This window comes from Micromonospora sp. M71_S20, assembly GCF_003664255.1.
Lineage (GTDB): Bacteria > Actinomycetota > Actinomycetes > Mycobacteriales > Micromonosporaceae > Micromonospora.
In genome coordinates, this window is sequence record NZ_RCCV01000001.1 from 3,636,143 (window position 1) to 3,650,579 (window position 14,437).

Below are 14,437 nucleotides of genomic sequence, written 5' to 3' on the forward strand. Positions count from 1 at the left end.
CCGGAGGGGTGCGACCGCGCGGCCGGTGTCCGGCGGCTCAGCGGCCCTGGAGAGCCCTGACGTTGTCGCCGAAGGTCCAGCCCTTCGACCCGTCCCAGTTCAACGACCAGGTCATCAGGCCCTTCAGGCCGCCGCGGTAGGTGTTCCACGCCTGGGCGACCGTCGCCGGGGCCATGTGGCCGCCCCCGGCGCCGGGCTGCGCCGGCAGTCCGGGGACCTGCTTGTCGTACGGGACCCGGATGGTGGTGCCCTGGACGACCAGCCCGGCGTTGAGGCAGTCGGTCTGGGCGGTGAAGCCCTGCACGGTACCGGCCGGGTAGGAGTCGCCGGAGCAGCCGTACATGCTGCCGTTGTAGTACTGCATGTTCAGCCACCAGAGCCGGCCGTTGTCGGCGTACCGCTTGATGATCGGCAGGTACGCGCCCCAGATGGAGCCGTAGGTGACGCTGCCGCCGGTGACGTACGCGGTCTCCGGTGCCATGGTGAGGCCGAAGCCCGCCGGCATCCGCGCGAGCACCCCGTCGATGATGCGGATGAGGTTCGCCTGCGACGGGGAGAGCTGGGAGATGTTCCCGCTGCCGGTGAGCCCGGTCTCGATGTCGATGTCGATGCCGTCGAAGTTGTACCGCTGGAGGATCGGCACCACGGTCGCGACGAACCGGTCGGCGACGGCGGCCGAGCTGAGGTCGATCCCGGCGGTCGCGCCCCCGATCGACAGGAGGATGGTCAGGCCGGCCGCCTTGGCGCGGCACATCTCGGCGGGGGTGGGCACCCTGACGGTGGCGTCCATGCCGTCCTCCCAGAGCACGGTGCCGTCGGCGCGGATGACGGGGAACGCCGCATTGATCACGTTGTACCCGTGCGCGGGGATCCGGGGGTCGGTGATCGGGATCCATCCCAGCGGCGGGTGGACGCCGTTCGCCGCGCCGTCCCAGTTCTCCCAGTAGCCCTGGAGCACCTTGCCGGTCGGCTTCGGCTTGCCGGCGCAGGTGTCCGGGCCGGGCGTGGGCGTCGCGGTGGGTGTCGGCGTCGGGGTGGGGGAGGGCCCCGACGTGGCGGTCGGGGTGGGTGACGGCGTGCCGCCGCCGTCGCAGGCGCCGAGGTCTCTCCAGAGGGAGGGCGTCGCGGCGGGGTTCCAGCCGGCGCCCGGCGGGGGCGTGTGCGTCACCAGCGCCTGGTAGGAGCGTCCCGCGTAGCTGACCCGGCTGCCGGCGGCGTACGTGGTGCCCTCGGCCCAGGCCGGCGCGGCGCAGGCCGCGAGGGCGACGTCGGGGGCGGTCCTCGCGGCGGCGCGACCGTCCACGGCGGGCACGGCCGCCAGGGCGGCGGTGAGCGCCGCGCCGGCCAGCAGCGCGGGCATCGTACGTCGAAGTCGCATGGCATTCCTCCTCGTCGATGGCGGGAGGCTATCAGTTAACTTTATTAAATGAAACGGTGAGCCGAAGGCGGGGCGTGGGGCGAGCCGTCGCGGGCGGCCGGAGGGAATTCGGTAAAACTTTTCGCCGACATCGATAATGGCCGTGGAGCTAATCTCCGCAACGGGATACCCTCCTGGGGACCACCCGACGTCCATCGTGGAGGAGATCGAGCATGCGCAGGTTGATGTCGGCGATCGGAGCCGGAGCGATGCTGACCGTGGGGCTGCTCGCCGGCGCCGGCCCGGCGCAGGCGGCGAGCTGCACGCTCGTGCAGTCCGAGATCTACAACGGGGCCAACATCATCGCCTGGTCGCAGGGCCTGCAGGGCTGCTCCGGCGACGTCTACTGGGAGATCCAGTCGGGCGACGCCGGCGGCTGGCAGGTCGTGCAGAGCGGCACCACGCACTACGCCAACGAGGTGCAGAGTTACTACGGCGACGTCGAGCTGCCGTGTTACCTGCGGGTCTACGCGAAGTTCGGTACCCAGGAGAAGCTGACCCAGCCCGCGCGCAACAACAACTGCGCCGGCTGAAGACCGGGTCGGACGGGGCGGGGGTGCGCGCCCCGTCCGACCCGGTCTCCCGCAACGGCTACGGAGCGGGGTACCGCGTGACGTAGACGGGTTCGCCGACCCGCGTCATGTCGGCCGCCGCGCCCACGCCGTTGACCACGTGGTCGATCGTGCCGGCGCTCAGGTTCACGGTCATGACGTGGTGCAGCCTGACGCCCGGGGCGACGGGGACCTCGAAGCCGTTCTCCGTGTGGATCGACGGGTTGTTCTGGTTGAACACGTACACCCCGCCGCCGTGCAGCGTGTGGTGCCGCACCCGGTCGCCGACCTTGTACCCGGCCCAGCCCTCGACGGCGCCGTTCATCCAGTCGGCCTGCGTCGGCGGGTCGTACGGCAGCTCGTTCTGGTAGAGGACCGTCGTGCCGTGCTCGCCGTTCCAGACCGTGTTGTACCGCTGGAAGTGCTCGACGAACAGGCCGGTGGCCGTCACGTGGTCGCCGTTGATGACGGCGCCGTAGCGGCCGGTGTTGGTACGCCAGCGGTCGGTGTCGCCGTTGACGCCCTCGGTGAAGCCCTCGACCCCGTGGTCCCCGCGCCACACCCAGGTGTGGTCGATCAGGACGTGGTCGGCGTTGACCTCCAGCGCGGTGTGCGTCCTGCCGATGTGCGGCCCGCCGACGCGGAAGTACACGTCGGACAGCGTGATGGGGTTGCGCGGGGTGCTGGCGTTGCGGCCGTGCATGCGCCCCACGCGCAGCAGCACCGGCGACTCGGTGAGGCCGGCGTCGACGGTGACCCCGGCGACGACCACGCCGGGCACGCCGGCGACGTCGAGCGGAACGGCGCCGTCGACGGCGGTCAGCGTGGCGTGGCCGATGCCGAGGACCACGGTGTCGGGCCGCTTGATCTCGATGCTGCGGGCGATGTCGTACACGCCGGGGGTGAGCAGCAGGTGCTTGCCGCGGGCGAGCTGACTGTTGATCACGTGCACCGGATCGGACGGCTTGGCGATGAAGAAGTCCCGGATGCCGATGGTGCGGCCCGGCGTCACGCCGTCGCCCCAGGAGATGCCCCGACTGTCGCGCCGGACGGCGGGGACGCGGACCTGGTACCGGCCCCGGTCGTCGACGAACAGGTACGGCTTCTCCCTGCTCACCGGCGTGGTGTCCAGCGTGGTGTACGGCGGGTCGGGGAAGTCGGCGTCGTCGGGGGCGCCCACGGTGCCCGCGAAGACCTGGTTCCACACCGCGTTCGACCAGCTCTCGACCTCGCTGTTGCGGGTGAGCCACTGCTGCTGGGAGCCGTTGGTGGTGGCGGGCAGCCGGGAGTCGGCGATGAAGCCGCCGCTGGCGAACTGCGGGCCGGCGGTGCAGTAGTCCATCAGCGACAGGCCGCCGCCGCTGATGTCGAGGCGGCGCATGGACACCGCCTGGGACACCGCCCAGAAGTTCGCCGAGAAACGGCAGCCGTCCTGGCCGGAGGCGTTGATGGACAGCGACAGGTTGGACAGGGTGCGCCAGAAGTTGACCAGGGCGATGCAGTTGCCGGTCCCGCCGCCTTCGAGGCAGCGGTTGTAGGTCTCGATCTTGCCGTTGACGGTGACGTCGGTGGGGGAGGCGCCCAGGCCGGAGACCTCGGTGTAGTAGCCGACCTTCACGTGGAGGGGCTGCGCGGCGGTGCCGTAGCTGCCGGGCCTGAAGAGGTACGCGTGCCGCGCGGTGCCCATCTCGGCGTCGACCTGCCGGGCGTGCGCCGCGTCGAGGGTCGCCTGGATCTCGGCGACCGGTGTGTCGGGGTCGAAGATCGTCACGTTGGGCCCGAAGTCCGGGGCGCCGTGGCGGGCCGGTCCGGCGGTGGCGGCCGTGCCCGTGGTGCCGGCGACCGCCGTCAGCACCAGGCCGAGGGCGAGCGTCCGGCGGAGCCGCCGTCGCGCGTCGGGGGACTGCATCCTCATCGTTCGTCCTCTCCGCCGGCCGGGACGGGTGCCGGGCTCGGCGACGTGGTGGGGAGGTGTTCCGGCGCGGGCGCGGGTGGGCGCGCCGATGGCCGGCTCGCGGTCGTCGTCGACCTGCCTCGTGGGGCGGCGGCGGGGACAGCGCACTCGTGAGAGCGCTCTCTCGCCGCCGCGACTTCTATCACGCCGTGAAAGAAGGGTTGGCATGTTTCTACCCTGTCGATCCGTCCGGCGCTACCGCTGCGCCGCCGCGATCAGGGCAGGTTCCCGTGGGGCCTGTTCCCGCCGGGCCACCGCACGTGCGCGGCCGGTGTCCCTGCGTGACGGCGTGGGCACGGTGCCGCTCCACGACCTCTGGGGCTCGACCGAGGTCGTGAGGGCCGTCGATGGTAGGAATGTGCGTCCGGTGCGGGTGGTCAGCGGGGGTGCGATGTCGGAGATTCCTGACGCGGTGGTGGCGGAGTTGGCGGGGCGCGTGGCCGCCGCGTTGCCGCTCATCGCCGCCCGTGTTCCGACGGCACCGGCGGCCGAGCTCGGTCGGCTGCGGGCGGTCGCCGAGGGCGACACCTGGCCGACCCGCGAATCGACCCTCGGACACCGGGCGGTAGCGGGGTTCCGCTCCGGCTCCGGGACCGGGCCGGACGACTCGCCGGTGCGGGACGCTCTCGGCTCGCTGCCACCGTTGCTCACCGAACGCCTGCTCGGCGCGCTGGAACTGACCGTGGCGGAGCTGGACCTGGCGGGCACCACCCCGGACCTGACCGGCCTCCTGGGCGCACCGTTCACCGGCACGTTCGGCATCGCGATCCTCAGCGGGCAGAGCGAGGCGATCACCGGCGCAGCCGTGCTGGAACAGGTCCGGCCCGGCGTGTCGGCGCTGGTCGCCGCGCTGGCCCGCCGGCTGGCCAGCCACCCGCAGACGGCCGCTCTCCTGACGGTTGGACCCGGCATCACCGCCGAGCAGGACATCGCCGCGGCGCATGGTGCGAACCAGCTCGCGCTGGCCGTGGCCACCGCCACCGCCGTCCTGCACCGGGTCGGCATCCACCCCAGGGCCACCGAACCACCGGCCGTGCTCGGCGTGGCGATCGGCACCGCCGTCCTGCTGCTCCGCCGGGCCCCGATGCCCACCGGCTACGCCGCGGCGTTGCTCGCCCGGGCCCGGGCGGAGTACCTGCTGCCCCGCCACTGCAGCGGGTCGGCGATGGTGTCGGGGCACCGGTTCGCGCTGCTGGAGGGCACTGGCGTCCCGGACGTCGACTTCGGCGGCAACGGACTGGTCGCGGTCGTCCCGGGCGGCGTGGTGATCCGCACCGGTGTCGAGAGCGGACACGTGCGGACCATGTTGAGCGTCCTGGACGGGCCGCCACCGGAGGTCGCGACCGGATGGGAGGAGATCGTCGAGGTCAGCTGGCAGGCGGCCGTCGGCGGCGCCTCGGTGCTCGTGCCCCGCGCCGGTGAGTCACGCCTGAGTCAGGCCACCCCGCCCTGGCCGGGCGACTACCGGCTGCGGGTGCACGCCCGGGGGCGGGACGAGACCGACGAACGCGACGCCGAACACTACGAGCTGGTGGTGTGGCAGGCACCCGCCGCACCCGAGGTCGTGCATGCCCGTACGGACCGGCTCGGCCACCGGCTGCGCGGCGAGCCGGAGCCGGCGCGGCCCGAACGGCCCGAAGCCGCCTACCGATGGGTGCGTCAGAGCAGCCTGGGCCAGGCCGCGACGGTCACGGTGGTGACCGGGGCAGGCGTGGCGGACGTGCTGCGCGCCTTCGGGGCGGACCCGGCCCGACGGGAGTCGATGCGGGCCATCGGCGAGGAACTGATGCGGCGGCGGTCGATCGACTCGTGGGTGGCGGTGGCGGACATCGGTGGCGCCGTGCTCGCCGTCGAGTACAGCGGCTGGCAGGGCTCGACCGCGCCCGTGCTGACGCGCGCGTCCGCCCACGGCCGGGCCGCCAGCATGTACTGGAACGTCAACGCGGTCACCCGGCTGTCGTTCGCCGAGCACGGCGAAGTGCTGCTGTCGGTGGAGCCGTTCGGCGACCTCGACGCGCCACCACCGGTCGCCGCGACCCTCGCGGGCCTCGACTTCGCCGATCACCACCGGGGCAAACCGCTGATGGGCCTGGTCGCGGTGCAGCGGTTCACCGGCCACGGCGTCACCGGCGAGGACCTGGCCCGGATCGAGGCCGCCGACGTCGGTTTCCGGATCCTGCCGGACCTACCCACCCTGTACCCGCGCCGGCCGCAGCCCGACGGCGCGCTCGGCCGGGCCCTGCCCACGCCGGTTCCGCTCCCGCCGCAACCCGGCGGCCCGCTCGGCCCGCCCCCGACGCGCTGACCGGGCCGTCCGAACCGGAACTGAGGGACCTGGCCTGCTGGATCGCCGCGGAGGCGGCCCGCGGCGCGGGGCTCGGCGACGACCCGGACGTCGTCGCCAGCGTCGCCGCTCGCGCCCTGACCCCGGACGCGCACCTGCGTGCCCGCCGGTCCCAGCTCGACGACGGCGAACACCGCTGGGTCTGGCCCGCCCTGCACCGGGCGCCCCACGGGGACCCGGCAGCCTCGGTCACGGCCACCCTGCTCGCGACCGACACGCCCATCCCCGGAGCGCCTACGGTTCCGCTTTCGGGGGGACAGCGTTCGGCGGTGGCCCGTGACAGGATGCGGCCCGTGCCTTTTGCTCCGCTTCTCATGACCGCGGCGGCATGCGCCGCAGTGCACGCCGCCGGCGTCCTGGTGGCTCGCCCGGTGTGGCGCTACGCCGAGGTGCTGAGTATCGGTCTGCTGCTTGTCCACGCCGTGCGCAGCGGACGACCTGTCCCACGCTGGGCGGTGCCGGCGGCGCTAGCGGTGCTGCTCGTGGACGCGGTCCGGACGATGCCGGCCGAGCCCGACGGCGAAGGCCACGAGTGGAAGGTGCTGCGGCCGGGCAGCGGCATCGACGTACCGTCCGGCTTCGAGTTTGGTGTGTCCGTGTCATGGGCGTCGTCGGCCGCGGCCGCGCTGCTGCTCGTGGTGTGGCGAGCCGGCGGCTGGCGGCGGCGCCCGGTGGCCGCCGCATCGGCGGCCGCTGCGCTGGTCGTGGGATATGCGGTGGTCCGGGTCGTCGACATCTGGCTCGCCGTACGCTCGGAACGCTGGTGGTACGTGAGCGACGTCGGCGACGTGTCGACGGGGGTGACCCTGTCCGTGCTGCCGCCGCTGGCGCTCGCGCTGACCGCGCTGGCGCTCGCCGCGGTGCTGGCCGGTCACGGGCGGCGGCTCGCCGCGATCGGCGCGGCGCTGCTGGCCGTGGTGGCGCTGCCGCATCTGGACGCCAGCATCGGCGCGCTGTCGCTGCCGCTCTCCGCAGGTGACCGAACGGCCCTGTTCACCTGGCACGTCATCACGCCCACGCTGTCGATGCCGCAACCCGTCGCAGCGCTCACGGCAGCGGTGGAGCTGGTCGCGCTCCTGGTGCTCGTTGCGGGCCTGACCGGATCTCCCCGAGCGGTACGAGCCGTACCGGCAGGAAGGTCCTGAACACGCTCCTCGCGTCGGCCACGCCGTAGCGGGCACCGGGGGAGCGGAGCCGCCCGGTCACCCGTCGACGGCCAGGCGGACCGTGACCGTGTCTCCCACCGCCAGCCCCTCGGCCCGACGCACGGCTGCCTTCACCGGCACGAGGTAGCGCCCGTCCTTGGGGAAGAGCGACGTGCTCCAGCCGGTCTTCCCGATCCGGGCCGCGACCGGGATCATGCCCCAGCCGTAGCTCACCCCCGCGGACCGCGCGGCCAGCTCCTGGCACCCGTCCTCGGGGACGGTGACGAAGTGCCACGGCGCGGGGCCCCTCCAGAACCACAGCTCACCACTGAACTCCAGGTCCATCCGATCAGCATAGGAGCGGGGACCGACTTCTTCGGACGGGCGGGTGCCGCCGGCCCGGGTAAGCGGTGCGCCGGCCGGCGGCACTCGCGTCGCCGGCGCTGATGGGGCAGCATTCCCCCGTGCTCCTGATCGTTCCCTCGGACCCGCTGCGACCGCGCCACCCGGACGCCCACTTCGCTCCTGAGGCACGCGCCGCCCAGGAGGCCGGCGTCGAGGTCGCCGTCGTCGACCACGACGCGTTGGCCCGTGGCGACGACGTGTCGCGGGCGGTGTCGCGGGTGACTGTCGAGGGCGTCGCGGTCTACCGCGGCTGGATGCTGCGCAGCGAGCGGTACGCCGCCTTCGCGGACGCGTTGGCCCGCCGGGGCGTCAGCCTGCGTACGAGCGGCGAGCAGTACCGGCGCGCCCACGAGCTGCCGGGCTGGTACCCGGACCTGGTCGAGCTGACGCCAGCCTCGGCGTGGACGGTCGGCACGGAGCGCGCCGACTTCGACCGGGCGAGGCGCGCGCTCGGCGGCGGGGCGGCGGTGCTGCGCGACTTCACCAAGTCGTTGAAGCACCACTGGCACGAGGCGGCGTTCGTTCCGGATCTCGACGACGGCGATGCCGCGTGGCGGGTCGCGAGCCGCTTCGTCGACCTGCGCGGCGACGACCTCGTCGGGGGTCTGGTCCTGCGGCGGTTCGAGCGGTTCACCACCGCCGAGGTCCGCACGTGGTGGGTCGACGGCGGCTGTGTCCTGGTCGGCGCCCATCCCGACAGTCCGCACGACATGCCGCCGGAGGCGTTCGACGCGGGTCCGGTGAGCGGGCCGGTGGCGGCGCTGGGGCTGCCGTTCGTGACCGTGGACCTGGCGCGGCGCGCCGACGGCGTCTGGCGCATCGTCGAACTCGGTGACGGGCAGGTCAGCGACCGACCGTCCACCATCGACCCGGCCGTCCTGGTCGGTGTCCTGCGTCGTGGGGCCTGACCTCCGAAACTTCCGGTCCCTCGGTCGGTGCCGGGCCGGCTGGCAGGCAGGGTGGGAGCCCGACTGAGGTGACGGCGTCGAACACACCCATCGAAAGAATCCGATAATCGGGCGTTGAGGTTCCGGACATGTTCCGATACGGTCCGATGGAAGGGCTTCGATCAACTCACGGCGTCGAGGATGCTGACGGCGGTGTGGTCTCCGGGCGACCACTCCACCGACCCCACGCCGTGGCGGGCGGTTGCCGAGGCGGCCTTCCTCACCCATTCGGCTCATCGAAAGGCTCTGCCATGGACAACTCGCTCGCCCGTGCCAGCGGGCGCCCGGTGACCCGCCGGCGGCCCCGCGTCGCGCTGGCGTCGGTCGTGGTCGGTCTCTCCGTCGTCGCAACGACGGTGGCGGTGGCGTCCGGCGCCAGCGCCGGGACGACCCTGGGGGCGTCCGCCGCCGAGAAGGGGCGCTACTTCGGCGCCGCGGTGGCGGCCAACAAGCTCTCCGACGCCACGTACGTTGGGATCCTCAACCGGGAGTTCACCTCGGTCACCCCGGAGAACGAGATGAAGTGGGACGCGACCGAGCCGTCCCAGGGCCAGTTCACGTTCGCCAACGCCGACCGGATCGTCAACCACGCCCGCGCCAATGGGATGCAGGTGCGCGGCCACGCCCTGGCCTGGCACTCCCAGCAGCCGGGGTGGGCGCAGAACCTCAACGGCAGCGCGCTGCGCCAGGCGATGGTCAACCACGTCACCCAGGTGGCGACCTACTACCGTGGCAAGATCCACTCCTGGGACGTGGTGAACGAGGCGTTCGCCGACGGCGGCAGCGGGGCCCGCCGCGACTCGAACCTGCAACGCACCGGCAACGACTGGATCGAGGTGGCGTTCCGCGCCGCGCGCGCCGCCGACCCGAACGCGAAGCTGTGCTACAACGACTACAACACCGACGGGCAGAACGCCAAGAGCAACGCGGTGTACGCCATGGTGCAGGACTTCAAGGCCCGGGGCGTGCCGATCGACTGCGTCGGCTTCCAGTCGCACTTCAACAGCGCCTCCCCGGTGCCCGCCGACTACCAGGCCAACCTGCAACGCTTCGCCAACCTCGGCGTGGACGTGCAGATCACCGAGCTGGACATCGAGGGCTCGGGCCAGACGCAGGCCGACAACTACGGCCGGGTGGTGCGCGCCTGCCTCGCCGTGACCCGCTGCACCGGCATCACCGTGTGGGGCATCCGGGACACGGACTCCTGGCGAGCCAGCGGCACCCCGCTGCTCTTCGACGGCAACGGCAACAAGAAGCCGGCGTACACCGCCACCCTCGACGCCCTCAACGGCGGCACCACCCCGCCGCCCACCACCGCACCCCCGACGACCCCGCCGCCCACCACCCCGCCGCCCTCCGGCGACTGCGCCGCGACGGTGTCACTGAACTCGTGGAACGGCGGCTTTGTCGCCACGGTGCGCGTCACCGCGGGCGCCGCGGCGATCAACGGCTGGGCGGTCGCGCTCACCCTGCCGGGCGGCGCGACGGTCACCAACACGTGGAGTGCGCGCGCCACCGGGGCCAGCGGCGCCGTGACGTTCCACAACGTGGACTACAACGGCCGGCTCGCCGCCGGAGCCGTCACCGAGTTCGGCTTCCAGGGCACCGGAACGGGCCCCACCGGCACGCCCACCTGCACCGCGAGCTGACCCGTCGACGGCCCGGCGCGGACGCTCTCCCGCGCCGGGCCGTCGGCGCCGCACACGCCTCACACCGTGCGCACCGGCACCCGCGGCGTCCGCGGTCCCCGACGCGTCCCTCACCCGGCCGTAGGAGCTCCTGCGGCCGCGGCTCGGCTGATCCGGCCGGCGCGGTCGGGCGCGCCGAACCACCTGGCCAGCGCGACCTCGAGCGTCTGCTGGTCCTCACCGACCCACGCGACGTGCCCGTCCGGCCGGAGCAGTACCGCCGGCACGTCCAACTCCTCGCTGCTGTCGGCGACGCGGTCGACCCGGTCGGCCCAGCCGTCCACCGAGAGCCGCCCCGTCTGGTCGAGCAGCAGCCCGCCGCCGGCGCGCATCAGCTCGAACAGGCGCCCGTGCGTCAGCTGGACGTCGCGCAGCCGTCGCCCGAGCAGGGCATGGCCCGCACCGAAGTCGTACCGGATGCTGATCGCCGTGATCTTCTCGATCAGGAACCGGTTGACGTCGTCGAGGTCCATCAGTTGCGCCAACAACCGCCGGACGGCCTGCGGCCCGGGCTCGTTGGTCGTCAGCTGCATCTGTGCACGGGTGTTGGTCAGCACGTCGGCGGCCACCGGGTGCCGCTCGGACTCGTAGCTGTCCAGCAGGTCGTCCGGCGCCCAGCCCTTGACGGCCGCCGCCAGCTTCCAACCCAGGTTGAACGAGTCCTGTATCCCGAGGTTGAGCCCCTGCCCACCCATGGGCGGGTGGACGTGCGCGGCGTCCCCGGCCAGAAACACCCGTCCGACGCGGTAGCGCTCGGCCTGGCGGGTCGCGTCGCCGAAGCGCGACAGCCAGCGGGGCGAGTGAGCGCCGAAGTCGGTGCCGGCGTACCTGCGCAGCTGTCGCGTGAACTCCTCGAGCGTCGGCGGCACCGAACGGTCCTCGGCCACGCCCTCGGCCGGCACGACCGCCCGGAACACCCCCGGCTTGCCCGACGGCCCGATCCCGAAGCGTTTCTCGGTCTTGCGCACCTCGGTCATCACTGCGGTGATGTCGTCCGGGGACGCCGTCACCTCCATCTCGCCCAGCAGCGTGTCGGTTGTCGACGGCTCGCCGGGGAATCCGACCCCGAGCAGTTTCCGGACCGTGCTGCGCCCACCGTCGCAGCCGACGACGAACCGCGCCCGCAGCGGCGTGGCAGTTCCATCTTCGACGTGGACGGTCACGCCGTCGTTGTCCTGCTCCAGCCCGGCCACCGCACAGCCGCGCCGGATTTCGGCTCCGACGCCGGCCGCGTGCTCGGCGAGCAGCCGGTCGGTGAGCGTCTGCGGAATGCCGAGCACGTATCCGTGGGCGGTGTCGAGCCCGGCGGGAGCGGGCTTTTCGATACCCGCGAAGAATCCCCGGATCGGGTACTGCGTGCCGTTCTCGAGGAACCGCTCCAACAGCCCCCGCTGATCCATCACCTCGATACTGCGTACGTGCAGCCCGAGCGACCGCACGAACGGCGGAGGCTCGGCCTCCTTCTCCAGTACGAGCACGTCGACGCCCCGCAGCCGCAATTCGATTGCCAGCATCATGCCGGTCGGCCCGCCGCCGGCAATGATCACGTCGAACAAGGATTCCCCCATGGTGTGTGCCGATTCCTGCGCTCGGCCGACGATTGTGCGCCACGACCGGGGTCTTGCCGCAAGCCCCGGGGTGCGGTATACGTTAATGGTGGCAAGGAGTTCTCCTCCTTGCCTTTGTTGTTCTCAGGCCAGCACACGTGTGCTCAGGCCAGCACGCGCAGCCGAGCCCACAGTTCGCCGGCGGGCGTCGATACCCGGCAGCACCGCCCTGTCGGCGGTCAGGTCCCTGCGGAATGGCCACCGCCCGAACCGCCCCGGTACGCCCGTCGTGCAGCCCCTCTCAGCACCGCGGGCAGATCAGGATCGGGGACCGTCTCCGGGGCGTCAGCGGGGCCGGGCCTCGGCGGTGGTGGCCGTTCCCTCCGACTGCCGCTGCTCGGGTACCGGGGGTCGTCGCATCGTCCGCCAGGGGCCGCCGAGCAGCGGAGTGAGCACGACCAGCAGGTAGCAGGTACCGACGGCGAGCAGGGTGGCGGTGGTGCCGAACCGGTCGGCGGCCAGGCCGGCCCCGAGGGCGCCGAGCGGCATGGCGGCCCAGGCGCTTGCGCCGATCACGCCGTACACGCGCGCCCGCATGTGTGCGGGCACCCGTTCGAGTTTCACCGCGCCGATCAGCGGGTTGATCGCGCCGGCGGCGAGGCCGGCGACCGCGAAGACCGCGGCCACCACGGGCAGCGGCGGGGCGGCGGCGAGGGCCCAGAAGGGCGGGGCGCCGGCGACGGCGAAGGCGGTGACGAAGGTGGCCCGGCGGGGCAGCCGGTGCCCGACGGCGCTGAAGAGCAGCGAGCCGACCAGCGCGCCTCCGCCCATCGCGCCGACCAGCAGGCCGAACGCGGTGGCCCCGCCGAGGTCCCGCGCGGCGACGACCGGCAGCAGCACGTTGCTCTTGGTGGCGTCGAAGAGGTTGGTGACCAGCACCAGCAGCACCATGGCGCGCAGCAGTGGTTCGCGGATCAGGAAGTGCAGCCCGGCCATGAAGTCCCGCCAGTAGCCGCCGGAGGCTGCCGTCGGGCTGTCGGCCGGCCGCAGGCTCGCCGGCACCAGCACCGCGACCGCTGCCGCCGAGACGGCGAACGTGACCGCGTCCACTGCCAGGGCGGTCAACGCGCCGAGCGTGCCGACCAGCAGGCCGGCCAGCGGCGCGCCGAGCAGGCGGGCACCGCGTTCGGTGGCCTCGAACCAGCCGATCGCCCGTTCGATCGGCACCCCGGCGGCGGTCGCCGCCTCGGGCAGCAGCGCGGTTCGGGCCGTCTGACCGGGGGTGTCGAGCAGGCCGCTGACGAACACCAGGGCGAGGAGCGCCGGGAAGGGCAGCCCGACGGTGGCGTGCAGCAGCGGTACGGCGGCGATCGTCACGCCGGAGACCAGGTCGGCCAGCACGCTGGCCCGGCGGTAGCCGATCCGGTCGACGAGCACGCCGCCGAAGGCGCCACCGAGCACGACCGGGGCGGTGGCGAACGCGCCGGCGAGCCCGGTGGCGGCGAGGGAGTCCGTCTCGGCCAGCACGTGGAGCGGCAGCGCGATCAGGGTCAGCATGTTGCCGGTCAGCGAAACCGTGTGGCCGATCAGCAGCCCGAGCAGCGGGGCCCGGCGTGACGTGGCCGGTGTCATCGCGGGTCGCGGAAGGCGTGGTAGATGAGGGCGATCGTGCGGGCGTCGGCTCGGCCGGCGTCGCTGCGGGCGCGCCAGCGTTCGGCCAGGGCCGCCAGGTCCGCGCGCAGCTCCACCAGCTCGTCGCTGGTCAGGTGCAGCGTGGAGTCACTGCTGGTGGTGCCGCGTACCCACTCCGGATCGAGGGTGGCCTCAGCGTCGAGATAGGTCCGGATGCGGTCGACGTACCGGTCGAGGATGGCGCGGCGCAGCAGATCGGAGGCGGCCTTGCGTTCCGGGTCGGCCAGCGCCTCGACCGGCTCCCACGAGGTGCGGGTGTGCGCCGCCCGCCACCAACGTTCGCGCCGGTTGCGGGCCAGCTCGGGGACCTCGCGGACGAAGCCGTGCTCCGCCAGCTTGCTCAGGTGGTAGCTGACCGAGCCGACCGCCTCGCCGGTGACCTCGCTCAGCGCCCCGACCGTCTGCGGGCCGCGGACCCGCAGCTCGCCGAGCAGGCGCAGCCGCGTCGGATGCGCGAGCGCCCGCATGGCGCGGGGATCGGTGAGGTGCAGGGTGGAACCATCCGTCATCGCACAAGACTAGATATACAAGGAATGAAGGACAAGAACTCTTGTATATAGCGGCGTGTGGCGTGTGGCGGGTGCCGAGACGGCGATTCTCGTGGCATCGACGTGCACGGCCACTGCCCGACAACCGGCTTCGCGGCCCTCTGGCACGTTCTCGGTGGGTCCGAGCAGGTCCGTGCCCGCCGGACGCGGGTGCCGCGGTCTTGCCCGCCGGACGCGGGTGCCGCGGTCTTGCCCGCCG

Annotated in this window: 11 protein-coding genes; 5 read left to right on the forward strand and 6 right to left on the reverse strand. The window is 72.9% G+C overall.

Going from position 1 to position 14,437, the window contains the following annotated elements:
* Window positions 1-37: 37 nt before the first annotated feature.
* Entirely contained in the window at window positions 38-1,378 is a 1,341-nt protein-coding gene (locus DER29_RS15640; protein WP_121397997.1) for a glycosyl hydrolase family 18 protein, read from the reverse strand.
* Between the two features lie 212 nt (window positions 1,379-1,590).
* Here DER29_RS15640 and DER29_RS15645 point away from each other — a divergent pair, with 212 nt between their 5' ends.
* A complete protein-coding gene (locus DER29_RS15645; RefSeq protein WP_148710059.1) occupies window positions 1,591-1,950 on the forward strand; it encodes a hypothetical protein in 360 nt (119 codons plus the stop codon).
* Between the two features lie 58 nt (window positions 1,951-2,008).
* Here DER29_RS15645 and DER29_RS15650 read toward each other — a convergent pair whose 3' ends face one another.
* The gene (locus DER29_RS15650) at window positions 2,009-3,877 is read right to left on the reverse strand and encodes an adenylyl cyclase (RefSeq protein ID WP_121397999.1); all 1,869 of its coding nucleotides are present in this window, start codon (window positions 3,875-3,877) and stop codon (window positions 2,009-2,011) included.
* Window positions 3,878-4,313: 436 nt separating this feature from the next.
* Here DER29_RS15650 and DER29_RS15655 point away from each other — a divergent pair, with 436 nt between their 5' ends.
* Entirely contained in the window at window positions 4,314-6,227 is a 1,914-nt protein-coding gene (locus DER29_RS15655) for a DUF6461 domain-containing protein (RefSeq protein WP_199729316.1), read from the forward strand.
* Window positions 6,228-6,580: 353 nt separating this feature from the next.
* A complete protein-coding gene (locus DER29_RS15660; protein ID WP_233599826.1) occupies window positions 6,581-7,411 on the forward strand; it encodes a hypothetical protein in 831 nt (276 codons plus the stop codon).
* A 57-nt stretch (window positions 7,412-7,468) separates the two neighbouring features.
* Here DER29_RS15660 and DER29_RS15665 read toward each other — a convergent pair whose 3' ends face one another.
* Window positions 7,469-7,756 (reverse strand): DUF1905 domain-containing protein, encoded by a 288-nt coding sequence (locus DER29_RS15665; RefSeq protein WP_121398001.1) that lies wholly within the window; start codon window positions 7,754-7,756, stop codon window positions 7,469-7,471.
* A gap of 119 nt (window positions 7,757-7,875) precedes the next feature.
* On the opposite strand from DER29_RS15665, the gene DER29_RS15670 reads away from it, so the two are divergent.
* Window positions 7,876-8,724 carry an ATP-grasp domain-containing protein gene (locus DER29_RS15670; protein WP_199729317.1) on the forward strand — a complete coding sequence of 283 codons (849 nt, stop codon included), beginning with the start codon at window positions 7,876-7,878 and terminating at the stop codon, window positions 8,722-8,724.
* A 290-nt stretch (window positions 8,725-9,014) separates the two neighbouring features.
* The gene (locus DER29_RS15675; RefSeq protein WP_121398002.1) at window positions 9,015-10,412 is read left to right on the forward strand and encodes an endo-1,4-beta-xylanase; all 1,398 of its coding nucleotides are present in this window, start codon (window positions 9,015-9,017) and stop codon (window positions 10,410-10,412) included.
* Between the two features lie 110 nt (window positions 10,413-10,522).
* Here DER29_RS15675 and rox read toward each other — a convergent pair whose 3' ends face one another.
* From rox to DER29_RS15690, 3 genes are all read right to left on the reverse strand, one after another.
* Window positions 10,523-12,007 carry a rifampin monooxygenase gene (gene rox, locus DER29_RS15680; protein ID WP_121398003.1) on the reverse strand — a complete coding sequence of 495 codons (1,485 nt, stop codon included), beginning with the start codon at window positions 12,005-12,007 and terminating at the stop codon, window positions 10,523-10,525.
* Between the two features lie 336 nt (window positions 12,008-12,343).
* On the reverse strand, window positions 12,344-13,630 hold the full coding sequence (locus DER29_RS15685; RefSeq protein WP_121398004.1) for an MFS transporter: 1,287 nt from the start codon (window positions 13,628-13,630) through the stop codon (window positions 12,344-12,346).
* Window positions 13,627-14,199, reverse strand: coding sequence for a transcriptional regulator (locus DER29_RS15690; RefSeq protein ID WP_121398005.1), 573 nt, complete (start codon window positions 14,197-14,199; stop codon window positions 13,627-13,629). The genes DER29_RS15685 and DER29_RS15690 overlap by 4 nt, the downstream gene beginning before the upstream one ends.
* Window positions 14,200-14,437: the final 238 nt, after the last annotated feature.

Bases quoted from the DNA above. Each gene is read 5' to 3' on its own strand.
- DER29_RS15640 (WP_121397997.1), bottom strand. From the start codon at position 1,378: ATGCGACTTCGACGTACGATGCCCGCGCTGCTGGCCGGCGCGGCGCTC.
- DER29_RS15645 (WP_148710059.1), top strand. From the start codon at position 1,591: ATGCGCAGGTTGATGTCGGCGATCGGAGCCGGAGCGATGCTGACCGTG.
- DER29_RS15650 (WP_121397999.1), bottom strand. From the start codon at position 3,877: ATGCAGTCCCCCGACGCGCGACGGCGGCTCCGCCGGACGCTCGCCCTC.
- DER29_RS15655 (WP_199729316.1), top strand. From the start codon at position 4,314: ATGTCGGAGATTCCTGACGCGGTGGTGGCGGAGTTGGCGGGGCGCGTG.
- DER29_RS15660 (WP_233599826.1), top strand. From the start codon at position 6,581: ATGACCGCGGCGGCATGCGCCGCAGTGCACGCCGCCGGCGTCCTGGTG.
- DER29_RS15665 (WP_121398001.1), bottom strand. From the start codon at position 7,756: ATGGACCTGGAGTTCAGTGGTGAGCTGTGGTTCTGGAGGGGCCCCGCG.
- DER29_RS15675 (WP_121398002.1), top strand. From the start codon at position 9,015: ATGGACAACTCGCTCGCCCGTGCCAGCGGGCGCCCGGTGACCCGCCGG.
- DER29_RS15685 (WP_121398004.1), bottom strand. From the start codon at position 13,630: ATGACACCGGCCACGTCACGCCGGGCCCCGCTGCTCGGGCTGCTGATC.
- DER29_RS15690 (WP_121398005.1), bottom strand. From the start codon at position 14,199: ATGACGGATGGTTCCACCCTGCACCTCACCGATCCCCGCGCCATGCGG.